Annotated in this window: 16 protein-coding genes; 4 read left to right on the top strand and 12 right to left on the bottom strand. The window is 57.2% G+C overall.

What is annotated here, in order from left to right; genetic code table 11:
• Positions 1-5 precede the first annotated feature (5 nt).
• The 7 genes from W822_RS33025 to W822_RS32995 form a co-directional block, all read right to left on the bottom strand.
• On the bottom strand, positions 6-614 hold the full coding sequence (locus W822_RS33025) for an MlaC/ttg2D family ABC transporter substrate-binding protein (protein ID WP_024004901.1): 609 nt from the start codon (positions 612-614) through the stop codon (positions 6-8).
• A 186-nt stretch (positions 615-800) separates the two neighbouring features.
• Complete coding sequence (locus W822_RS33020; protein ID WP_024004900.1) at positions 801-1,796, bottom strand: MlaA family lipoprotein; 996 nt, start codon at positions 1,794-1,796, stop codon at positions 801-803.
• Between the two features lie 115 nt (positions 1,797-1,911).
• Positions 1,912-2,457: an outer membrane lipid asymmetry maintenance protein MlaD gene (gene mlaD, locus W822_RS33015; RefSeq protein WP_024004899.1), complete on the bottom strand. Its 546-nt coding sequence runs from the start codon at positions 2,455-2,457 to the stop codon at positions 1,912-1,914.
• Positions 2,458-2,497: 40 nt separating this feature from the next.
• A complete protein-coding gene (gene mlaE, locus W822_RS33010) occupies positions 2,498-3,280 on the bottom strand; it encodes a lipid asymmetry maintenance ABC transporter permease subunit MlaE (protein ID WP_031242564.1) in 783 nt (260 codons plus the stop codon).
• A complete protein-coding gene (locus W822_RS33005; protein ID WP_024004897.1) occupies positions 3,277-4,113 on the bottom strand; it encodes an ABC transporter ATP-binding protein in 837 nt (278 codons plus the stop codon). Before W822_RS33005 ends, mlaE begins: the two co-directional genes overlap by 4 nt.
• Before the next feature lie 187 nt (positions 4,114-4,300).
• Positions 4,301-5,767: a glutamate synthase subunit beta gene (locus tag W822_RS33000; protein WP_024004895.1), complete on the bottom strand. Its 1,467-nt coding sequence runs from the start codon at positions 5,765-5,767 to the stop codon at positions 4,301-4,303.
• A 13-nt stretch (positions 5,768-5,780) separates the two neighbouring features.
• Positions 5,781-10,529, bottom strand: a complete 4,749-nt coding sequence (locus W822_RS32995; RefSeq protein ID WP_024004894.1) for a glutamate synthase-related protein — start codon at positions 10,527-10,529, stop codon at positions 5,781-5,783.
• Between the two features lie 310 nt (positions 10,530-10,839).
• Here W822_RS32995 and dbpA point away from each other — a divergent pair, with 310 nt between their 5' ends.
• On the top strand, positions 10,840-12,213 hold the full coding sequence (gene dbpA / locus W822_RS32990) for an ATP-dependent RNA helicase DbpA (protein WP_024004892.1): 1,374 nt from the start codon (positions 10,840-10,842) through the stop codon (positions 12,211-12,213).
• Positions 12,214-12,275: 62 nt separating this feature from the next.
• On the opposite strand, the gene W822_RS32985 is transcribed toward dbpA, so the two are convergent.
• Positions 12,276-14,174, bottom strand: a complete 1,899-nt coding sequence (locus W822_RS32985; RefSeq protein WP_024004891.1) for an LTA synthase family protein — start codon at positions 14,172-14,174, stop codon at positions 12,276-12,278.
• 98 nt (positions 14,175-14,272) lie between these two features.
• Complete coding sequence (locus W822_RS32980; protein ID WP_024004890.1) at positions 14,273-15,010, bottom strand: hypothetical protein; 738 nt, start codon at positions 15,008-15,010, stop codon at positions 14,273-14,275.
• 174 nt (positions 15,011-15,184) lie between these two features.
• Here W822_RS32980 and fghA point away from each other — a divergent pair, with 174 nt between their 5' ends.
• The 3 genes from fghA to W822_RS32965 all read left to right on the top strand — a co-directional run bounded on the left by fghA (position 15,185) and on the right by W822_RS32965 (position 20,223).
• Entirely contained in the window at positions 15,185-16,039 is an 855-nt protein-coding gene (fghA, locus tag W822_RS32975) for an S-formylglutathione hydrolase (protein WP_024004888.1), read from the top strand.
• 192 nt (positions 16,040-16,231) lie between these two features.
• On the top strand, positions 16,232-17,113 hold the full coding sequence (gene rpoH / locus W822_RS32970; protein ID WP_024004887.1) for an RNA polymerase sigma factor RpoH: 882 nt from the start codon (positions 16,232-16,234) through the stop codon (positions 17,111-17,113).
• A gap of 440 nt (positions 17,114-17,553) precedes the next feature.
• Positions 17,554-20,223 carry a cation:proton antiporter gene (locus W822_RS32965; protein WP_024004886.1) on the top strand — a complete coding sequence of 890 codons (2,670 nt, stop codon included), beginning with the start codon at positions 17,554-17,556 and terminating at the stop codon, positions 20,221-20,223.
• A gap of 32 nt (positions 20,224-20,255) precedes the next feature.
• On the opposite strand, the gene W822_RS32960 is transcribed toward W822_RS32965, so the two are convergent.
• The 3 genes from W822_RS32960 to W822_RS32950 form a co-directional block, all read right to left on the bottom strand.
• On the bottom strand, positions 20,256-20,939 hold the full coding sequence (locus W822_RS32960; RefSeq protein WP_024004885.1) for an SCO family protein: 684 nt from the start codon (positions 20,937-20,939) through the stop codon (positions 20,256-20,258).
• Between the two features lie 120 nt (positions 20,940-21,059).
• Positions 21,060-21,962: a heme o synthase gene (cyoE, locus tag W822_RS32955; RefSeq protein WP_024004883.1), complete on the bottom strand. Its 903-nt coding sequence runs from the start codon at positions 21,960-21,962 to the stop codon at positions 21,060-21,062.
• Entirely contained in the window at positions 21,959-22,984 is a 1,026-nt protein-coding gene (locus tag W822_RS32950; RefSeq protein WP_031242554.1) for a COX15/CtaA family protein, read from the bottom strand. Before W822_RS32950 ends, cyoE begins: the two co-directional genes overlap by 4 nt.
• Between the last annotated feature and the right edge of the window lies 1 nt (position 22,985).

Genomic DNA, 22,985 nt, shown 5'->3' with positions numbered 1-22,985 from the left:
TGCAATCAGCGATTGAGTGCTTTGATCAGCCCATCAATACCGCCTTGCGAAATCTGTCCGGCAAACTGGTTGCGGTAATTCTGGATCAGCCAGATATTTTCCACGTTCAGATCGTAGATCTTCCAGCCGTTGCCGGATTTTTCCAGGCGGTAGTCCACAGAAACCGGACCCTGGCCGGCCGTAATGGTGGAGCGCACAACCACATCGCTGGCATTGGCGTTGCCACGGAATGGCTGCATGGTGATGGTCGTGCTGGGCGTCACATTGCGGAACGCACCGCTATATGTGCGCAGCAGCGTCTGCTTGAAACCGTTGACCAGGGCGGAGCGCTGCTCTGGTGTCGCCTGGCGCCAGGGCTGACCGACGGCCAGGCGGGTGGTTTTTTCCATATTGATGTGCGGCATCAGGTACTGGGTCACAATACCGTTAATGGCGCCGATATCACCACTTTTGGCTGCATTGTTCTGGTTGACGGCCTGCAAGGTGTCGTTGGCAATTTTTTCGACGAACTGATTCGGGTCCTGGGCAGCTACCGCAGCCTGCATGGCACCAGCCGAAAGGAAGCCGGCCATTATGGCAACCTGGCTGGTCTTGAGAATACCTGCGAATTTCATACGTGATCTCCTTCTTTCTGATCTGTAACGCGGCAGTGCGGACGCCCCCGTTTCTGCCCAATGGACTCATTGTATTTCCGAGAATACACGGGAAATGTCAGCAAGAGTAAAAGAACCTGCCGAATGAAACAGCCTGAAAGGAATGGGTGATCAATCCGGTTTCAGGCTGTTGTAGCGCGTACGCATTTATTTGGCTTCAGGGTCCGTATACACCGGCAGGGACGGGTCCGCTGCCGGGGCGGCTGGCGTACTGGCGCGACCCTGCCCGGACGGACTGACGGCGCCTGACGCAGGCATAGCGCTGGTCTGGCCCGACGTATCAGCGGCCGGCGCTTCCGGATCATCATAGACCGGCAGATTAGGGTTGGCTGCAGGGCGGGCGCCATTACCGCCAGCCGTACCGCCGGCTTCGGGATCATCGTAGACCGGCAGATTGCCGCCACCCTGTTTCTGATCATCCGGCGCATCCAGCACAACCGGTCCCAATTTTTGATTCAATTGCGCCTGGCGACGTTGCAAATATGCATCACGCAGGAAACTGTAGCGATCCAGTGCCACATCATCCAGCAGATCGCTGGCATTGAGCAGATTGGCGCGCGTATTGACAAAACTGATGCCCCAGACGGTATTGCGTACAGGCACATCATTAATAGCGCCCGGAGAGGCATAGACCGCAGCGCTGCCAAAGCCGTCGCCGATCGTACCTGCGGTATCGCGGATGGTGGACGGCCCCAGCAGCGGCAGGACAAAGTAAGGACCCTGACCAACGCCCCATACGCCAAGGGTGGTGCCGAAATCATTCTGAATGCGCGGCGCCCCTTTCATGGATGCCACGTCGATACATCCGCCCAGACCCATGGTGGTATTGAACAGCACCCGGCCAAAGGTGTTGACCGAATCCAGGCCACGCCCCTGCAGGAAACTGTTCACGCCTGACCAGATATCACCGAAATTGTTGAAAATATTGGTGACGCAGGTTCGTACCGGGCTGGGCACCACAGCCTGGTAGCCCTTGGCGACAGGCGTCAGCAGGTTGCGGTCGACCGCGTCATTGAACGCGAACATGCTACGGTTGTAGCTTTCCAGCGGATCTTCCGGAGTGGGATTTTTGACGGATGCACACCCGGCAAGCAACGCCAGCACAGAGCCCAGGCCGACCAGACGCATTTGTGTTTGTTTCATACGAGACTCAATATTTTATTTTGACGGGCACGACAAAAGACCCCTTGTGCTTTTGGCACGCGACTCCATGCCGCCCAACTCTTGCTTTCGTTCAACTATACCAGTAAATCCAGTGTCATTGCACGGGTGCAGGCGCAGATGACGGTGGCGTCAGCGGCGGCGCATTCTGCGACTGCCCCGGATCACTGGCGCCCGGTCCGGCCGAGCCTTCAGACTCGGCCTTGGAAAACAGGAATTTGCTGATCAGCTCTTCCAGCACCACCGCGCTTTGCGTATACGTAATTTCACTGTTGTCAGCCAGATTTTTCTCATCCGCGCCGGGGGTGAGACCCACATACTGTTCGCCCAGCAAGCCGGAGGTCATGATCGATGCCGAACTGTCTTCAGGAAACACATAGCCCTCTTCGATATCCATGCCCACCAGAGCCTTGAACTCTTTATTATCAAAGGCGATGCTCACAACGCGTCCCACCACGACCCCGTTGCTTTTAACGGGCGAACGCACCTTGAGCGCGCCGATATTTTCAAATTTGGCGCTCACGTGGTACGTTTGCCCGATGGAGAATGTCTTGAGGTTACCGGCCTGCAGCATCATGAAAATGGCCGCTACGATACCCAGCAATACGAACAACCCAACCAGAAAATCTGTTTTCTTACTCATTTGAATTCAACCTTTATCGTGTACACGCCGCCGATTGCGACTATCCACCGAACATCACTGCGGTGAGCAGGAAATCGAGCGCCAGCACTAACAGCGAACTGACCACGACCGTACTTGTGGTGGCCCGCGCCACCCCTTCGGGCGTCGGGCGCGACATCCAGCCCTCATAAACTGAAACGAGCATCACTGCCAGGCCGAATACGACGCTTTTGATAAAGCCCGCCAAAATATCATTGCGGATATCGACCGCGCTTTGCATCTGCGACCAGAAGGAGCCGCCGTCCACGCCAATCAGCACAACTGCGACCAGCCAGCCGCCGATAATGCCAACCGCCGAAAAAATCAGGGCGAGAATCGGCATGGCGATCACACCACCCCAGAAACGGGGCACAACAATACGTCGCAGCGGGTTAATGCCCATCACTTCAATCGCGGCAATCTGCTCGCCCGCCTTCATCAGGCCGATTTCCGCCGTAATGGAGGTCCCCGCCCGGCCCGCAAACAAGAGGGCCGTGACCACCGGTCCCAGTTCGCGCACCAGACCAAGCGCGACCATCACGCCCAGCGCCTCTTCCGACCCATACCGGGTCAGGGTGTAATAGCCCTGCAGGCCCAGGACAAAGCCTACAAACAAACCGGACACGGCAATAATAATCAGCGAATAATTGCCGATGAAGTGGATCTGCTCAATCACCAGCCGGGGGCGCTTGAAGACCACGCTGGTGCGTGCCAGCACAGCCATGAAAAACCGGAAAAAAATACCAAGCGTCAGAATCGGCCCGGTAATACGCGATCCCAGCGCGGTAATGAATCGGACGATCATTCCAAACCTCCGCGATGACGACTCAGCCAGCGGTCAAAGTCCGCCGACGGCGGATATTCGAACACCACCGGCCCGCTGGAGGCACCCTTGAGAAACTGTCGCGCCAGCGTATTGTCGGTTTGCCGCACCTGCTCAGGCGTACCCGATACCACCAAGCTGCCGTCGCCGACCATATAGACCTGGTCGGCAATCAGAAAAGATTCTTCAAGGTCGTGGGTAATCAGAACAGTAGCGCAACCCAGTTTATCGGTCAGACGTCGAATCAGACGGGCCGTCATGCCCAGGGAAATAGGATCCAGCCCGGCAAAAGGCTCATCGAACAAAATAATCTCGGGCTCCAGCACAATTGCCCGGGCTAATGCGACACGACGGGCCATGCCGCCGGAAATCTCCGACACACTCAGGTGTGCGGCGCGCTTCAGGCCGACCTGGTCCAGCTTGTCCAGCACTTTGTCCAGAATCACCGCTTCGCTGTCGTGACTCAATTCACGCAGGGGAAAAGCCACGTTATCAAAAACGCTCAGGTCGGTAAACAAGGCGCCCTGTTGAAACAGCACACCCATACGTCGACGCACCGCCCCCAGTTGCTGGGGCGTCATGCGGTTGACATCCTGATCGAAGACCGTGACGGTCCCCTTTTGGGCGCGAATTTGCCCCGTCGCGGCACGCAACAGGGTGGTTTTACCGGAACCGGAGCCACCAATTAACGCAACGACTTCGCCTTTATATACTTCGAGACTGAGATCCCGCAAAATGACGCGTGTATCGTAACCGAGGGTGACATCCGCAAACCGGATGACCGGCGGGGAGGAGTGACGTGACTCTACTGTCATCAAAGAAATTTCTTGAAAAAGAGACCCTATTGTATCTGTTTAGGCGGAGTTGTTGAAAAAACAAATGCAAAAATGCGAAAGCGCCTGCCGCAGCTTGCAAACAGGCTCTTTCGCACAGACGATCGACTTGAACCGCCTGTTTTGCGTAATGCAGCGTAACAACTGCAAAACGCAGGCGGTATAGAAACTAGCGCGGCAGCAGCGACGCTCCCATCAGGAACTCATCGACCGCGCGGGCGCACTGACGACCTTCGCGAATCGCCCAGACTACCAGAGATTGACCGCGCCGCATATCCCCAGCTGCGAACACTTTGTCTACCGAGGTGCGATAGTTCTCGACATTGGCCCTGACATTGCCGCGCTGGTCTTTCTCTACGCCCAGCGCCTCCAGTACCGCCGCCACCGGCGAGACAAACCCCATGGCCAGAAATACCAGATCCGCCTTCAGCTCGAATTCCGAGCCCTCGACTTCCTGCATTTTCATCTGCCCGGTGGTGTCGTCCTTGATCCATTCGACCCGCGTGCACACCAGCTTTTTAACCTTGCCTTTTTCACCCTTAAAGCATTTGGTGGTAATGGCCCAATCGCGCTCGCAACCTTCCTGGTGAGAAGACGAGGTACGCAGCTTGGCCGGCCAGTAAGGCCAGGTCAGCGCCTTGTTCTCATGCTCCGGCGGGCGGGGCATAAGCTCGATCTGCGTGACGGACGCTGCCCCCTGACGGTTACTGGTTCCGACACAGTCCGACCCCGTATCGCCCCCGCCAATCACGATAACGTGCTTGCCGGCAGCCGAGATCTGGTTGCTGATGCGGTCGCCCGCGTTGCGTTTATTCTGCTGGCGCAGAAAATCCATCGCAAAATGAACCCCGGCCAGCTCGCGCCCGGGCACAGGCAGATCGCGTGGCGTCTCGGAGCCGCCGGCCATCACGACCGCGTCGAACTGCTCATGCAACTGCTCGGTCGTGACCACATTGAGCCCGTCTTCGGTCACCGCACCCGTCGCGCCGACATAGGTAGACGCCTGAAATTCAACGCCTTCTGCCTCCATCTGGGACACACGACGTTCGATCAGGTTTTTATCCAGTTTGAAATCCGGGATACCGTAACGCAACAGGCCGCCGATGCGATTGCTCTTTTCAAATACGGTCACACTGTGACCCACGCGTGCCAACTGTTGCGCAGCAGCCAGGCCGGCCGGACCGGAACCGATAATCGCCACCTTTTTACCGCTTTTTCGCAGCGGCGGTTCGGGCACGACCCAGCCTTGCTCCCAACCTTTGTCAATGATGGCATGTTCAATGGATTTGATGCCGACCGGATCGTTGTTGATATTGAGAGTACAGGCTTCCTCGCACGGCGCCGGACAGATACGCCCGGTAAACTCGGGGAAGTTGTTGGTCGAATGCAGGACATCCAGCGCCTGCCTCCATTCCTGGCGGTACACGAGATCATTCCAGTCGGGAATAATATTGTTGACCGGACAGCCCGTATTGCAGAACGGGATGCCACAGTCCATGCATCGGGCGCCCTGGACCTTGGCCTGTTTGTCGTCCAGCGCCAGAACAAATTCCTTATAGTGCTTCAGACGCGCGCCAGGCGCCTCGTATGATTCGGCAACCCGCTCGAATTCGATAAAACCGGTAATTTTACCCATGATAGTTCGTTCCTTAAGCTGCCTTGCGGGCGGTTTGTTCTGACTGCCAGATTTCTGCCAGCGCACGTTTATAGTCGGTCGGCATCACCTTGACAAATTGCTTGCGCGCCTTGTCCCAGTCCCCGAGCAAGTCACGTGCCCGGAAGCTGCCGGTCAGGCGGAAATGATTTTCCACCAGGGTGCGTACAATAGATTCGTCGGTCTGACGCTCCTGCCCGCGTTGAGGGCTATGCCAGCTTGCCTGCAGATTTTCCCGAACCTGCTCTTCATGTGACACGATGTCGCTCAGCTCGACCATGGCCATATTGCAGCTGGACTTGAAAGTGCCTTCAGGGTCCCAGACATAGGCCACACCACCGGACATACCGGCCGCGAAGTTGCGACCCGTCTGCCCCAGCACCACGACCGTGCCGCCCGTCATGTATTCACAACCATGATCGCCCGTGCCTTCTACAACAGTCGCAGCGCCGGAGTTGCGCACCGCAAACCGCTCGCCGACCACGCCATTGAAATAGGCATCGCCCGAGAGCGCGCCATACAACAGGGTGTTGCCCGCAATAATATGATCGGGTCCGAAACCACGGAAATCATTGGGCGAGCGCACGATGATGCGGCCGCCGGACAGGCCCTTGCCGACATAATCGTTGCCTTCGCCCACCAGATCGAACGTGATGCCGTGTGCCAGGAACGCGCCAAAGCTCTGGCCAGCCGTGCCATTGAACTGAATATGAATGGTGTCATCAGGCAAGCCCTCATGGCCATATTTTCGTGCGACAGCGCCTGAAAGCATGGAACCCACGGTGCGGTTGCGGTTGCGTACCGGCACGATGAAGGAGACTTTTTCGGCACGCTCCAGCGCGGCGCGACTGCGCTCCAGCAACTGGTTATCCAGCGCCTTGTCCAGGCCATGATCCTGCTCTTCGGTATGACGTGGCGATGTTTCCACATTGGGCTGATGGAAAATATTGCCAAAATCCAGGCCACGCGCTTTCCAGTGCTCAAGTCCGGCGCGCATATCGAGCAAGTCAGAGCGGCCAATCAGGTCGTCGAATTTGCGAATGCCCAGTTGCGCCATGATTTCGCGCACTTCTTCGGCAATGAAAAAGAAGAAGTTGACCACATGCTCAGGCTTGCCCTGGAATTTTTTGCGCAACACAGGATCCTGGGTGGCCACGCCGACCGGGCAGGTATTCAGGTGGCATTTACGCATCATGATGCAGCCTTCTACGACCAGCGGTGCGGTCGCAAAACCGAACTCGTCGGCACCCAGCAGCGCGCCGATTACCACGTCCCGGCCTGTTTTCATCTGGCCGTCGGCCTGTACCCGCACGCGGCTGCGCAGTTTGTTCAGCACCAGTGTCTGCTGGGTTTCGGACAGACCCAGCTCCCATGAGGTGCCGGCATGCTTGATGGAAGAAATAGGGGATGCACCTGTTCCGCCGTCATGGCCGGCAATGACGATGTGATCCGATTTAGCCTTGGCAACCCCGGCCGCCACCGTGCCCACGCCGACTTCAGATACCAGCTTGGTGGAAATGGACGCCGATGGATTGACGTTTTTCAGGTCATGAATCAGTTGGGCCAGATCCTCAATCGAATAAATGTCGTGATGCGGCGGTGGCGAAATAAGGCCCACGCCCGGCACGGAGTAGCGCAGTTTGGCAATGTATTCGGACACTTTGTGACCAGGCAACTGACCGCCCTCGCCCGGCTTGGCGCCCTGCGCCATTTTGATCTGAATCTGATCGGCACTGGAGAGGTATTCTGCGCTCACGCCGAAACGACCGGAGGCCACCTGCTTGATTTTGGAACGCAGCGAATCGCCCGCCAGCAGCGGCACATCGGCTTCGATACGATCGGCACCCAGGACAGACGCCAGGGTATCGCCTTTCTTGATGCCGCTTGTGCCATTGCGCAACTCATTGCGGTAGCGCAGCTCGTCTTCACCACCCTCGCCCGTATTGGATTTACCACCAATACGGTTCATGGCCACTGCCAGCACCGAATGCGCTTCGGTGGAGATGGAGCCCAGCGACATGGCGCCCGTGGCAAAGCGCTTGACGATCTCTTTGGCCGGTTCGACTTCTTCCAGTGCAATTGCTTTGGACGGGTCGACCCGGAACTCAAACAGGCCGCGGAAGGTCATATGCCGACGCGACTGGTCATTGATCAGCTGGGCATATTCCTTATACGTGCGGTAATTATTGGCACGGGTAGAGTGCTGCAGCTTGGCAATGGAATCGGGCGTCCACATATGCTCTTCGCCACGAATCCGGTATTCGTATTCGCCTCCGGCATCCAGCGCGTTTTTCAGGACAGGGTCCTCGCTGTATGCGGCGTGATGCAGGCGCAGTGCTTCTTCGGCAACCTGGAAAATATCCATGCCTTCGATTTTGCTGGGCGTGCCGGAAAAATATTTTTTGACCAGCGCCGACTGCAGGCCCACCGCTTCAAAAATCTGCGCACCCGTGTAGGACATATAGGTGGAAATGCCCATTTTGGACATGACCTTGTTCAGCCCCTTGCCCACCGCCTTCACATAGTTTTTGACGGCCTTCTCCGGCTCGGGAAACCCAGCCAGAGTTTCCATGACCAGATTCGGATAAATGGCTTCGGCACCGAAACCGCCCAGCAGGGCAAAATGGTGCACTTCGCGCGCCGAACCGGTTTCCACGACCAGGCCGGTCGCGGTACGCAACCCTTCGCGTATCAAATGCTGGTGCACGGCGGAGGTGGCCAGCAAGGCAGGAATGGCCACCCGTTCGCTGTCCATATTGCGGTCGGACAAAATCAGAATATTGAGCCCGCTGCGCACGGCGTCAGCAGCACTGGAGCACAGTGCGGCCACACAGGCCTCGATGCCTTCGCTGCCCCAGGCAGCCGGATAGGTAATATCCAGCTCGACGCTGCGGAACTTGTTATCGGTGTATTTCTCGATATCGCGCAACACGCTCATGCCGGCAAAATCCAGAATGGGCTGCGAGACTTCGATCCGCTGCGGCGGGTTCACATTGTTGATGTCCAGCAGATTGGGTTTGGGACCAATAAAAGACACCAGCGACATCACCAGTTGCTCACGAATCGGATCAATAGGCGGGTTGGTGACCTGGGCAAACAGCTGGCGGAAGTAGTTGTAGAACGATTTGGAACGCGACGACAGCACCGCCAGCGGCGTGTCGTTACCCATGGAGCCGATGGCTTCTTCACCGTTTTTGGCCATGGGCTGGATGATGAATTTGAGATCTTCCTGATTCCATCCGAATGCCTGCTGGCGATCCAGCAGCGCAGCCGGCGCGCCGGCCGCTTGCGGGTGGTTCTTCTCGTGAATGCGGATATCGTCCAGCTTGACGCGCAGACGTTTGATCCACTGGCCATAGGGGCGATTATTGGACAACTGCGACTTGATTTCGTCGTCATCAATAATGCGGCCCTGCTCAAGGTCGATCAACAGCATGCGACCGGGCTGCAGGCGCCACTTTTTCACGATCCGGTTTTCCGGAACCGTCAGCGTGCCGGCTTCAGAAGCCAGAATCACCATGTCGTCATCGGTAATCAGATAGCGTGCAGGGCGCAGGCCGTTGCGGTCCAGGGTGGCGCCGATCTGGCGGCCATCGGTGAACGCGACGGCTGCCGGGCCATCCCAGGGTTCCATGCGGGCTGCATTGTATTCGTAGAAGGCGCGACGGTTTTCATCCATGGTAGCGTGCTGTTCCCAGGCTTCGGGAATCATCATCATCATCGCATGGGACAGCGAATAACCGGATGTGACCAGCAGCTCCAGGCAGTTGTCAAACGTCGCGGTATCAGACTGGCCTTCGTAAACAATAGGATAGAGTTTTTTCAGATCCTCGCCCAGCACAGCCGATTCCATCATGCCTTCGCGGGCGCGCAGCCAGTTGAAATTGCCTTTGACGGTATTGATTTCGCCGTTATGCGCGATCATGCGATACGGATGGGCCAGCGGCCAGGCCGGGAAGGTGTTGGTGGAAAACCGCTGGTGCACCAGCGCCAGAGCAGAAACGGCGCGCGTATCGGCCAGATCGCGGTAATATATGCCCACCTGGTTAGCCAGCAGCAGGCCTTTGTAGACCACCGTGCGCACAGAGGCGGACGGCACGAAATATTCCTGCCCGTGGGCCAGATGCATATTCTGGATCGCGTGGCTGGCCGTCTTGCGGATCACGTAGAGCTTGCGCTCCAGCGCATCGGGCACCATCACGTCGGGGCCGCGGCCGATAAACAGCTGGCGGATCAGCGGTTCACAGTCGCGCACAGTGGGCGACATTTCCATGTCGTGGTCAATCGGCACGTCGCGCCAGCCGAGCAGCACCTGGCCTTCATCGCGCACGGCGCGCTCAAGCTCTTTCTCACAGGCCAGCCGGGAGGCGGTTTCCTTGGGCAAAAACACCATGGCTACGCCATATTCGCCTTCGGCGGGCAGCGTCACACCCTGTTTGGCCATTTCCTCGCGATACAAGGTATCGGGAATCTGGATCAGAATGCCTGCGCCGTCGCCCATGAGCTTATCTGCGCCCACCGCGCCGCGGTGATCCAGATTCTCAAGAATTTTCAGACCCTGCTGGACGATGGCATGGCTTTTGCGGCCCTTGATATTGGCCACAAAACCGACACCACAGGCGTCGTGTTCGTTGGCCGGGTCGTACATGCCCTGAGCCTTGGGCAGACGATGCGGTTGGTGACCAATCGCAGAGGCATCGATAACCGACACCTGGCCAACAGAAGAAGGTGAATGAACTGACATAGGAAACTCCGCAGAATGCTGCGTAAAAAGCGCAGGAAAGGGCAATCAGGCACGCCGAAGCAAAAACCCATCGTGCAGCGCAATAAGGGAGGAGACAGAATACTGCGATTACTCAGGCGTGGCAAGAAAAATAATAAGGGACGTACCCTAATAAATAGCGCACTATTTTGGGTCATTATTAATTAGGGACAGATCAACGGAATCCGTTCATCAGGTACAATACAAGTCTTCGATTTCATTGCGCTTTTCCAATTGCGCCCAGCCAGAAAGGCAAGCCCTTTTTGCCATTCGCTCACCGCTCCAGGTCACTATGTCTTTTGCCTCACTCCCCCTTTCCGATGCCCAGCAGAACAATCTGGCCGAACTCGGTTTCCAGTCCATGACGCCCATACAGGCGGCCAGCCTGCCGGTCGTGCTCGAAGGGCGGGATGTCCTGGCTCAGGCAAAAACCGGCAGCGGCAAAACCCTGGCCTTTGCCCTGGGTCTGCTGCAACGCCTGAATCCGGCCTATTTCGGGTGCCAGGGGCTGGTCTTGTGCCCCACCCGGGAGCTGGCCGAGCAGGTTGCCCAGGAAGTGCGCAAACTGGCGCGGGCGCTGGGCAATATCAAGGTGCTTGCACTATATGGGGGCACGGCCGTCAAACCGCAGGCAGAATCGCTCCAGCATGGTGCACATATTGTTGTAGGCACGCCTGGTCGGGTGCTCGATCTGGTAGACCGCGATATCCTCAGGCTGTCTGCCGTCAAGGTCCTGGTGCTGGATGAAGCCGACCGCATGATCGATATGGGATTTTACGAAGATATCAGTGCCATTACCCAGGCCTGTCCGCTCAAGCGCCAGAGCCTGCTGTTTTCGGCGACCTTCCCTCCCGCCATTATCAAAGCCAGCGAAGGCTTTCTGATGGATCCGGTGCACGTGCGCATAGACGATAAGCCCGACCACCCCGAAACCGAATCCTGGTTTGTCTCGATTGAAGATGAAGCGCGTTTCGACACCACGGCCGCCCTGCTCAATGCCTATCGGCCGGTCTCCACGCTGGCCTTCTGCAATACCCGGGCCCAGTGTGAAGCGCTCACCGAATCACTGCTCGAACGCGGCATTGAAGCCCGCACCCTGCATGGCGATATGGATCAGCGGGATCGGGAAGATGTGCTGGTCGATTTCATCGGCCAAAGCTGTTCCGTTCTGGTGGCGACCGACGTCGCGGCGCGCGGCCTGGATATTGCCACGCTTGACGCGGTGATCAATGTCGATATGTCGCCTAACGCCGAAACGCATATTCATCGCGTGGGTCGCACTGGCCGGGTCGCCGGACGGGGCGGGCTGGCGCTCACCCTGTGCACGCCGAAGGAAAAATTCCGGGCAGAAAGAATTGAACAGGCACTGGGTAAACCGCTGGAATGGCTGGATATCAACAGCCTGCCGCGTGGTCGTGGTGCCTTCACCCCGCCCATGCGCACGATTTGCCTGCGCGGTGGCAAGAAAGACAAGTTACGCGCCGGCGACTTGCTGGGGGCACTCACCAAAGACCTGGGATTGCGGGGCGATCAGGTGGGCAAGATTACGCTTTTTGATTTTGTGGCTTTCGTGGCCATTGATCGCAAGATTGCCGACGACACGCTGACTCGCCTGAGCCAGCGCCCCATCAAGGGTCGGTCGTTCAAGATGCGTTTTCTGAGCTAATGCCAGGATACGCGGTTGGCCGGTCTGGCCTGTCCAGGTAGCCCCCCCGTGCCGGGTTGTATTCAACCTCGTTTGGGCACCGTATAACTTTTATCCCGGTAGACGCTGAACGGCCACAATGCATGGGCCCGCGCGCACTGAATCATAGCCTCGTCGGTGGGCGTGGGCTCAAACGTTTCCGGCGCCTGATAGCGGAACTGCTGTGGGTCCAGGTGAGGCTCCAGCACAGTCAGTTGATCCCCCTGCAGATAACCGTAGCGGTCCCCATATTGCATGATGGCCCGATCCGGCGTCTGGCGGGTCAGATCGTGCCCGATCATCGGATGCTCGCAAGCGGCGCCCGCCAGCGAAAGCAGCGTCGGCGCCAGGTCAATCTGGCTGATCAGCCGGTCATCGCGGCGTGGAGCGATCGTTCCGCCCAGGATGACCGCAGGAATATGGAAATGTCGCAACGGAATCAAATCTGCGCCAAATACCCGGGAATCGTGATCGGCCACAACGACAAATACCGTGTTGTTCCAGTAATCGCGGGTGCGGGCCATCTTGAAAAACTCGCCCAGCGCATGGTCGGCATAGCGAACGGTGTTATCCACCGTCGCCGGATTGCCACTAGTCTGAATGCGCCCTTCCGGATACTCCCAGGGAGAATGATTGCTGACACTGAAGGCCAGCGTCAGCACGGGTTCCTTGCGCGCCCCGTCTTCCTGGAGCAGGCGATCCAGCTGGTTGAACATATCCTCGTCGGAATAGCCCCACGTGCCCAAAAATTTCGGGTCTTTAAATTGTGGACCGTCAATCACTTCGCGAAAGCCATTTCCCAGGAAAAAACCTTTCATATTATCGAAATGCGCTTCGCCGCCATACAGGAAACGGGAATGATAGCCGTGCTGCTGCCCCAGGACATCAGCAATCGTGAAAAAACCGCTTTGCGCGCCCGGCAGCTTGAAGACCGACTGGGTAATGGTGGGCGGAAAGCCGGCAGAAAGCGCCTCCAGTCCGCGTACCGAACGGGTACCGGTGGCATAGGCGCGGGTAAAACCCCAACCTTGCTCGTAAAGAGCGTCCAGGTTCGGCGTAAGCGACTGTCCGCCCAGGGTCTGTATATATTGCGCGCCCAGGCTTTCTTCGACAATGAGCACGATATTGAGTGGCCTGTCAGCAACATGCGTCGCCGGCTGCCTGTGCAGGGTTGCCGCCTGTTTGCCATTGCCCTCTGCGGGTGAGATGCCGGCCGCTTCGTTGACGATCTGATTCATCTGCGCTGCCGGCATTTTGCCATAGACGTCTTCGGCAGACATTTCGTACTTCATGGCGTAAACGGCGTACTGCAAACTGTACATGGAGTTCAGCGCCAGGCTATTGACCATGCCATCGCCTGCGAACGCCACAGTAGAAGGATTGATGGGACGTTTTTTGAGTGTGCCACGGATAGCCAGAAAGCAGATGGCCGCATACACCAGGGATTCAATAGGCCTCAGCCACCACGGTCCCAATGGGGCCGTGGTATACCCGGAAAACAGCTGCAGCGCTAGATAGATCATGCCCGCAAAGACAATCAGCCCCAGGGCCAGGACTTTTTTGTAGCCCCGCCACAGCATGCCGGACACTTCTTTGGGATGCTTCAGGTACTCGACAAAAAGACGGTTCGGGCGCGTATCGTATTCATCAATGAACTGGGGCGTGCAGATTTCCATGAATACGCAACCCAGCCACCACAGGCCAAACCAGACTGCCGTCACATTGACGAACCACTGCTGGTCTTCCAGCCAGGGCATCAGCAATGCGGGCAAAGCGACATAAGTGGCGATCTGATTCAGGTCGATGCGCAAACCGCCCAGAAATACCCTGCCGGTCCCGCCGGCCGCCAGAACGCGCTTGCGTTGCCATAGAACCAACATCACGCGGCTCGCGAAAAAAACGAGGAACAGCGCAATAACAAACGCAAGCAGTTGATATCTCAAAATAAATCCAGAAGCACCAGGAACGAAGCAGTATACGCAACTCTAAAGTACAGAGTGTAAAATTTTTGTAAAATTCACTGCGCAATCCGATAGCCGATTTATCCGCCACCGGTATCGGCTGCCTCATCGCCAACAGCACGCGTTTGTGGCGGCGGAGATTTGCGCGGACGACCGCGCCGCCCCTGAACAGGCCGACGGCTGGCCACCTGACACAGCTGATCGACAAACCCGGCGGAACCCAACGCCCACTGTCCATGCAAGGCCTGTGCAATCTGTTGCAATTGACCTGCAGACAACCCTTCGGTAAAACGGTATTTATAGGCCGCCTGCCGGTCAAATGGGGTATTTCCCGACGACCAGAAATCGGCATGGTCACTTAGTGCCGGTGAATACCCCATGAACGCGCCGGTGTGATACCCGGCAGATGACCACGGCCATATTTCGCTGTCGCTGGCTCCCTTCTCGCGGGCGACCCAGGACTCCAGCCAGATCATGGCCGGAATGACCCAGGTGCCGGGCTCGACCAGCGTGGAACGGTAGCGTCCACTGAATACCGGCCCCCGGCGCAGAGTGGTCGCCAAATTGCGTCCGAGCATCTGAACCAGGCGGGACAGCCCCTGCGCATCGTTCGGCGTGGCCAGCAGCAGCATGCCTTCGTCGGTCAACGTCCATGCGTGCAGCATCACCCCGTGACGGGCCAGTCCGTCCAGGAGCCATTTTTGCAGATCGTCCAGAACAAGGGCGCCGGAGGCCGCCCGTTCAGAGAGCGGAAAAAGAAACCGTGCATGAACCAGCTGCGGAATACCTGGAGCGTAAAGACGGGGTAAACGGGCCATGAAATATCATTCAGATTGGGTGAAAAACGATGCGAGAAGCAAACCGACGCTACCGACGGCAACCGGCGATTTTCTGCATATATTGTAACCACGATTGAAACAATGCTATGGTAGAACGTTGACAAGTATTCGGCAAATTTACACAACTATCCGCGACGAGGAGCAACGCATACCATGAGCGAAAAATTCGAACTTTTGAGTGAACACCATTGCTTTGATGGCACGCAACGCTTTTACCGGCATGCCTCCACTGAGATCGGTCTGCCCATGCAGTTTTCGGTATTCATCCCTCCCCAGGCCGCGCGCGGCCCTGTTCCTGCCCTGATCTATCTGGCCGGTCTGACCTGCACCGAAGAAACCTTCATGACCAAGGCGGGCGCCCAGCGCGTGGCTGCCGAACTGGGACTGCTGCTGGTCGCGCCCGACACCAGCCCGCGCGGCGCCAACGTGCCCGGCGAAGATGAGGGCTGGGATTTCGGCACTGGCGCAGGATTTTACCTGGATGCCACCGAACCCGGCTGGAAAGATCATTACCGGATGTACAGCTACATTACCAAAGAACTGTTGGGGTTTATCCCGGAATTTGGCGGCGACCAAAGCCGCACAGGTATTTTTGGCCATTCCATGGGCGGGCATGGTGCACTGACCATTGCGCTGAAAAATCCCGAACTGTTCCGATCCGTCTCCGCTTTTGCGCCCATCAGCGCCCCCGTCAACTGTCCCTGGGGTGAAAAAGCCTTTACCGGCTATCTCGGCAGGGATCGCAGCACCTGGGAAAACTACGACGCCAGCAAACTCATGGAAAAGGCCAAAACCCCCTTCCCTGACGGCATTCTGGTGGATCAGGGCCTGGCCGACAAATTTCTGGCCGATGGGCAACTGCTGCCCGAATTGCTGGAAGCGGCCTGCGCCAAGGCAGAACAGCCGATTACGCTGCGTCGCCACGAACATTATGACCACGGGTATTATTTTATTTCCACCTTTATGGAGGATCACCTGCGATTCCATGCTGAACGGCTTCAAAAATAATAAGCGCCGGCAAGGCGGCCGGATTTGGTGCAGGACATCCGAAACCCCGGCCGCCTTCGCCTTTTTCAAGCCGCCAAAAATCATTTGAAACGGAACTTTTTAGCTCATAGCCACTCTATATTAGCACTCGGTGACAGAGAGTGCTAATATATAAGTACTTTGAATATTCCTCTTCAGGAGATATACAAAACTATGTCTAATCAAGCGCTTACGCTGCAAAACTCGATCGCCACCGCCATCTCCAATCCTGGCGCGCTGGGCACAATCGAGTCTTACATCAGTGCTGTGAACCGCATTCCCATGCTTACGCCCGAACGTGAGCAGGAACTGGGTGCCACCCTGCAGGAAAAAGGCGATCTGAACGCAGCGCGCGAACTGATCATGTCTCACTTGCGCCTGGTCGTATCCATTTCCCGTCAATACCTGGGCTATGGTCTGCCTCATGCCGACCTTATCCAGGAAGGCAATATCGGACTCATGAAAGCGGTCAAACGGTTCGACGTCACCCGTGGCGTGCGGCTGGTGTCCTTTGCCGTCCACTGGATCAAGGCCGAAATTCACGAATACATCATCCGCAACTGGCGGCTGGTGAAAATTGCGACAACCAAAGCGCAACGCAAGCTGTTTTTCAACCTGCGCAGCATGCGGCCCGATGGTCAGACGCTCACGCCAGAGCATATTGAAGGCATTGCCTCCAAGTTGAATGTCCGCCCGGAAGACGTCAGCGAAATGGAAGTGCGCCTGACCGGTCGCGATATGTCGCTGGAAGCGCAAGACGACGACAGCGATGACTTTTTCGCGCCCATTTCCTATCTGTCCGACGAAGGCGAGCAGGAACCGGGCACGGTGCTGGATCGACGTGCTCACGATGACATGCAGGGTACGGGTGTCTCCAATGCCCTGGCCGTTCTGGACCCGCGCTCTCGCCGGATTATCGAGGCGCGCTGGTTGCAGGACGAAGGTAACGGTTCTACGCTGCACGAACTGGCCGATGAATTCGGCGTCTCGGCAGAACGCATTCGTCAGATTGAATCGGCTGCGCTCAAGAAAATGCGCGGCGCATTCGCGGCATAAGGCTCATAAAGCGAGCACGGCGCATTACACAGTGAGCCAACCGTACAAAGGGCATCTTTCGATGCCCTTTTTCTTTGCAGGTCCTGCATCGCGCCATGCAATTCGTTGGTGAGGATCCGTCCGGTTTCGTTTCTCTGTCCGCTGACCCTCATTCAGGTTCCGTTGTTCCCCTGTACGTAACCATCTGAAATATCCGGCATCGAACTGCCGGAACTTCGGCGCACCGCAGTGGACTAACTCTTATGATTCGCTCATGCCTGTCCTAGACACATGTCCGGATCCGTCCGTTTCTGCTTCTCCTCTTTCCCCTCCCCTTTGAAACGGATGTTAAGGGTGCTTCCACTCGAAGCACCTTTTTTTTTTGCCTGTCGCACAATAACAGCTTACGTAAAAACATATCCGGTATAGTTAATTTCCGTCGCCTTACAAAACGCTCACGCATGGAAATTCAATATTTCGTCTTTGGCCTGGCCGGATTGCTGACCATCGCCTGCTTCATGCCGTCGCTGGCCAGTCGTCTGGGATTGCCGCATACCGTCATGCTGGCCATCCTGGGAGGCGCCCTCGGCCTGATCGTGCAAGCCAATGGCGTTCATCTTCCGTTCATTGGTGACTTCCTTCATGCCTTGCACGGCTTCACGATTTCCTCGCAGACATTCCTGATCGTTTTCCTGCCCATCCTGCTCTTTGAGACTTCGATGGCCATGAATGTGCGGCGTATTATGGTCGATATCAGTCCGATCCTGACCATGGCGATTGTGGCGGTGCTGGTTTGCACCGTCAGCGTTGGCCTGATTATGGCCGAGTTCTCCGGTTACAGCCTGGCTGTCTGCCTGCTCCTGGGGGCTATTGTCGCCACCACTGATCCAGTCGCCGTTGTGGGTATTTTCCGGGAGGTAGGCGCACCCAAGCGACTGACGACCCTGGTCGAAGGCGAATCGCTGTTGAACGACGCGGCAGCCATTGCCCTGTATACCGTCTTCATTTCGGTGATCACCCGCGAAGCGCCGCTCAGCATTGAGAGCATCGCCAGCCATTTTCTGTACAGTTTCCTGATCGGCGGCGCAATCGGCTTCGTATTCGGGCATATTACCTGTCGGCTCTTCCACTACATGCGCGGCTGGCCGACTGCCGAAATCAGCCTGACCATCTGCACTGCATACCTGACGTTTTTCATCTCGGAGCATTATTTCCACGTATCCGGCGTGGTCGCTACCGTGGTCGCCGGGCTGGTTGTGGGATCCGCAGGACGCACCCGCATGTCGCCCTCAACTTTCGAACAACTCGGCCACTCCTGGGAGCAATTCGGTTTCTGGGCCAATTCACTGATTTTCATATTGGCCGCCATGCTGATTCCCCGCCTGGTGGTCGATCTGGACTTCAAACAGGGACTGCTGATCGTTTTGCTCTTTATCACCACGCTGGCAGCGCGCGCCGTGGTGGTTTTTGGCGTGATTCCGCTGTTATCCCTGTTGAAGATGTCCACCTACGTGAGCCGGCCCTTTCGTGCCGTTATGTGCTGGGGCGGCCTGCGCGGCGCCATCTCGCTGGCTCTGGCCCTGGCCGTAACCGAGCAGACCGCCATTCCGGAAGACGTACGCCATTTCGTGGCCGCGGCCACCACCTGCTACGTGCTGTCCACCCTGCTGATCAATGGCCTGACGCTGCGGCCCCTGATTTCCCGGCTGGGCCTGGACCAGTTAAGCCCGGTGGAGCAAGGTCTACGTAATCAGGCACTGGTAGTCGCCCTGGATGACGTCAAGGAACAGACCGACGAACTGGCCGGATTACTCAAAGTAGAAACCACGGCAAAGCAACAGGTTGATGCCATCTTTGAAAAAGGGATGGCTGCGATCCAGCAGGACAAGACCGATTACCTGAGCAAGGCCGACCGGCTGTCTGTCGCCCTGGCCATTATTTCCAATCGGGAAGAAGAGCTGTTTTTTGACTCCCTCAAGAAACAGTTGATTCCCTGGCAGGCCGCCCAGACATTGCTGTCCAATGCAGAAAACCTGGGCGATGCAGCCCGTGCCGGCGGCGCCCGGGCCTACGCACGGGCCCTGCGCAAGGACATTCGCTACACACCGTCGTTCAAAATCGCCCTGCGCCTGCAGACCAACTTCAATTTCAACCCCTGGCTGGCCCATGAACTGTCACAGCGTATTATCAAGCTTATCAGCAAACACTCGGTGGTCAGCCAACTGGTGCGGTTCTGCAAAGACGATCTGAAACGGTTGCTTGGAGAAGAAATCGCAGGCAAGGCAGAACGCATCCTGGTGGCGCGCCTGCACACCATCGACAACGCGCTGAGCGCCCTGAACCTGACCTACCCTGTGTATGCCCACTGGACCCAGGAGGATTATCTGGCGCGCATTGCCCGTTCCCTTGAAGTCACCCGCTATAACGAAATGCTCGAACAGTCACTGATTACCAAAGAGGTGTATAAGGACCTGATTGCACAGGTCAATATGCGCTGGGAGTCATTGTTTCGCCATCCAAGCCTGGACGTTTCGCTCAGTGCCAAAGAGCTGGTCAAGCGTGTTCCCCTGTTTCAGGACATGGACGACACGGCTCTGACGCGGCTGAGCAAACTGCTCAGACCCCGACTGATGCTGCCGAACCAGACGGTGCCACAAACCGACAGATATGGTCATAAAGTCATGTTTTTTGTGGCCTCGGGCGCGGTCACCATTACCCTGCCTGATTCCTCGCGCGTTGAGCTGGGATCCGGCGAAATGCTGGGCGAACTCAGCATGCTGACCGACAAATCCCTGACGCAAAGCGTGCGCTCCATGGGCTACTCGAAACTGCTGTTTTTGCAGGCACGCGACTTTCAGGCGCTGATGACCAAATTCCCGCATATCAAAGAAAAGATTGACCAGGTGGTCAAGCAACGGCTGCGCGCCCTGGAGGTATGGGAACAATATGCGGCCAAAACCGGCGCATCCAATGGCGTGGATGAATCCGAAACAGCTGCGGCGCCGGGAGATATTTCCTCGCGCTCGGAAAGTGAGGCGCATGGACCTGTGCAACTGGTCGGGCCGTTACCGCCCGACACCGAACCCGAGCCCGAATCTGGACCCACTTCGATCATAACGGCACAGAATTAAAAAGGGCCGGTCACCCCGGCCCTGTTCATGCGTTACAGCAGTTTCTGAATATCGGCAGCAATGTCTTCTGGCGGCGTATTGGGCTTGACCAGCAGCCGGGATTCGCCCTGTGTATCCAGCACATACAGGCCCGAACTGTGCTCCATGGTGTAGCTGTCGCCGCTTTCAACTTTCTTGTAATAGGCCTTAAAGGATGAAGCCACCTTGGCAATCTGCTCGTCCGAACCGGTCAGGCCAACAAACGACGGATCAAACGCGTGCACATATTGCTTGAGCACGGCAGGCGTATCGCGCTGGGGGTCAATACTGACCATGATGACCTGAACCCGGTCGCGCTGCTCGGGCGTGAGTTTTTCCTTGACCTGTGCCAATTCGGCCATGGTCGTCGGACACACATCCGGACATTGGGTAAAGCCAAAGAACACCACCATGACTTTACCGCGATAGGCATCAAGCAGCGTGACAGGTTTGCCGTCCTGGTCCACCAGTTCAATGTTCTTGCCAAACCCTGTACCTGTGATATCGGTCCCTTTGAATCCACCCACCGCAGCGCTCACGCCCGAGGCAGCGGAACTCGCGTTGCCGGACCCGGCATTGGCGGGCGTGGCTGCGTTTACGCTGTCAGATGCGCTGTTATCGCACGCCGCCAACGCGGCTGCCAGGGTGACAGCAAGGATAGTGCGGGTCGCGCATTGCAATGGCCGATACAACTTCATGATTCACTCCAGTAAACAGACGTTTCGATCACATGATCCGATTCGTCACAAATCGTAGCACTTTCAGCATCGGCAACACGCTTTTCGGTTATCAGCCCGGCACGCTGCCATCTCATCAGACTAGGCAAACAGGCCGGACATCAGTATCCAGTGGTCGACCAGCAGCGCCACGAACAGCAGGGCCAGATACAGAATTGAATAGCGGAAGGTCCTGCGGGCCAGCGCATCGCTGTAGGCCTGATACAGTTTCCAGGCATAGCCGATGAAAATGGCACCCAGTACTAGCGCGCTGGCCAGATAGACATAGCCGCTCATGCGAATGACAAAGGGCAAAATCGTGATGACCAGCAGCATGAACGTATACAACAGAATATGCAGGCGGGTGAAATCCTTGCCATGCGTGACCGGCAACATGGGCAGCCCCGCGTTGCGATAATCGTGTTCGCGGTACAGCGCCAGCGCCCAGAAATGAGGGGGCGTCCACACAAAAATAATCAGCACCAGCAACCAGGCTTCCGCGGGCACTGCATTGGCCACGGCGGCCCAGCCCAGTGCAGGCGGCATGGCGCCGGACAAACCGCCAATCACAATATTTTGCGGTGTACGCGGCTTGAGTACGATGGTATAAATCAGTGCATAGCCAATAAAGGTAGCAAAAGTCAGCCACATGGTCAGCGGGTTCACCAGATGATACAGAACCAGCATGCCCAGGCCGCCCACCACGCCCGACATTACGATCACCTGCAGCGGCGTGATCGTGCCTTTGGCGGTCGGCCGACGGGCCGTGCGCAACATGCGCGCATCGATCTCGAATTCAATCAGACAATTGATTGCAAACGCCGCTGCGGCCAGCAGCCAGATACCAATGGTCGCTGCCACCAGCGTTTGCAGCGGCGGCACGCCCGGTGACGCCAGGAACATGCCGATGACCGCACAAAACACAGCCAACTGCGTCACACGCGGCTTGGTCAGGACCAGATATTGCCGCAGCAATCCGGCCTCGGGATGAATAGCAATTGTCATAATGGCAGGAACGACCCCTTGCCACCGCGGGACATGCGCACCAGCAACGTTACGCAGGCTATTGTGAGCCCGGCAGCGCCACCCGTGTGCAATACCGCGATCAGCAGCGGCCATTGAAAGAAAATGGTTGTCAGTCCGGTCAGCACCTGCACGATCAGCAATCCGATCAACAAATGAGCCGGCCCCCTAAGACCCGATTCCCGGCGCGCAACAAGCGCCAGCACAAACAGAAAGACAAAAACAAAAAACGCGAAGTTGCGATGGGTCCAGTGTATCGCGGTCAGCGCTTCCTGGGAAATAATTTCCCCGGTCGGCAACTCACCCAGCGCACGTACCAGCGAGTACCCACCCTGATAATCCATTTCAGGCACCCAGGCGCCGTGGCAAGTCGGAAAATCCATGCAGGCCAGGGCCGCATAATTGGTGCTGACCCATCCGCCCAGAAAGAGCTGCACGATCAGAATCACAAAACCCAGCGCCATCCACGGCTGCCACTTGCGTGCCCTTGCGGCAATGCCTGCATGCGGTTTTTCACGAGCGGCCAGCCAGGTCATCATACCCAGCAGCAGCATGCCCAACACCAGATGCGTGGTCACCACCAGCGGCATCAGTTTGTGCGTAACAGTCCAGGCACCGAACGCGCCCTGCAGGCAGACGGCTACCAGGGTTGTGGTCGCCAGCATGGGTGACCTGCCCAGCTCCCGGCGGTAGCGCCAGGCCATGTACACGATTGCGATGATCATCAGCCCCAGCAGGCTGCCCCAATAGCGATGAATCATCTCGATCCAGGCCTTGGAAGTGGAAACAGGGCCGAAAGGCTGCTGTTCCATTGCATTTGCAATATGCTCGGAAGCGCCGAAAGGGCTGGCCTTGCCATAACAACCCGGCCAGTCGGGACAACCCAGGCCGGAATCGGTCAGCCGCACAAACGCACCGAACATGATCAGGTCCAGCGTAAAGAACCAGGTCAGGAAAACCAGTCTTCGATAGCGGGTGCGGATGCGTTCAGATACCGTATTCATG

This window comes from Advenella kashmirensis W13003 (assembly GCF_000506985.1).
Taxonomy (GTDB): Bacteria; Pseudomonadota; Gammaproteobacteria; order Burkholderiales; family Burkholderiaceae_B; genus Advenella; species Advenella kashmirensis_A.
This window is presented reverse-complemented; position numbering and strand designations above follow the sequence as displayed.

Coding starts and splice junctions, on each gene's coding strand:
- fghA (WP_024004888.1), top strand. CDS start 15,185: ATGAGCGAAAAATTCGAACTTTTGAGTGAACACCATTGCTTTGATGGC.
- mlaE (WP_031242564.1), bottom strand. CDS start 3,280: ATGATCGTCCGATTCATTACCGCGCTGGGATCGCGTATTACCGGGCCG.
- W822_RS33000 (WP_024004895.1), bottom strand. CDS start 5,767: ATGGGTAAAATTACCGGTTTTATCGAATTCGAGCGGGTTGCCGAATCA.
- W822_RS33005 (WP_024004897.1), bottom strand. CDS start 4,113: ATGACAGTAGAGTCACGTCACTCCTCCCCGCCGGTCATCCGGTTTGCG.
- W822_RS32980 (WP_024004890.1), bottom strand. CDS start 15,010: ATGGCCCGTTTACCCCGTCTTTACGCTCCAGGTATTCCGCAGCTGGTT.
- W822_RS32965 (WP_024004886.1), top strand. CDS start 17,554: ATGGAAATTCAATATTTCGTCTTTGGCCTGGCCGGATTGCTGACCATC.
- rpoH (WP_024004887.1), top strand. CDS start 16,232: ATGTCTAATCAAGCGCTTACGCTGCAAAACTCGATCGCCACCGCCATC.
- dbpA (WP_024004892.1), top strand. CDS start 10,840: ATGTCTTTTGCCTCACTCCCCCTTTCCGATGCCCAGCAGAACAATCTG.
- W822_RS32950 (WP_031242554.1), bottom strand. CDS start 22,984: ATGAATACGGTATCTGAACGCATCCGCACCCGCTATCGAAGACTGGTT.
- W822_RS32995 (WP_024004894.1), bottom strand. CDS start 10,529: ATGTCAGTTCATTCACCTTCTTCTGTTGGCCAGGTGTCGGTTATCGAT.
- cyoE (WP_024004883.1), bottom strand. CDS start 21,962: ATGACAATTGCTATTCATCCCGAGGCCGGATTGCTGCGGCAATATCTG.
- W822_RS33020 (WP_024004900.1), bottom strand. CDS start 1,796: ATGAAACAAACACAAATGCGTCTGGTCGGCCTGGGCTCTGTGCTGGCG.
- mlaD (WP_024004899.1), bottom strand. CDS start 2,457: ATGAGTAAGAAAACAGATTTTCTGGTTGGGTTGTTCGTATTGCTGGGT.
- W822_RS33025 (WP_024004901.1), bottom strand. CDS start 614: ATGAAATTCGCAGGTATTCTCAAGACCAGCCAGGTTGCCATAATGGCC.
- W822_RS32960 (WP_024004885.1), bottom strand. CDS start 20,939: ATGAAGTTGTATCGGCCATTGCAATGCGCGACCCGCACTATCCTTGCT.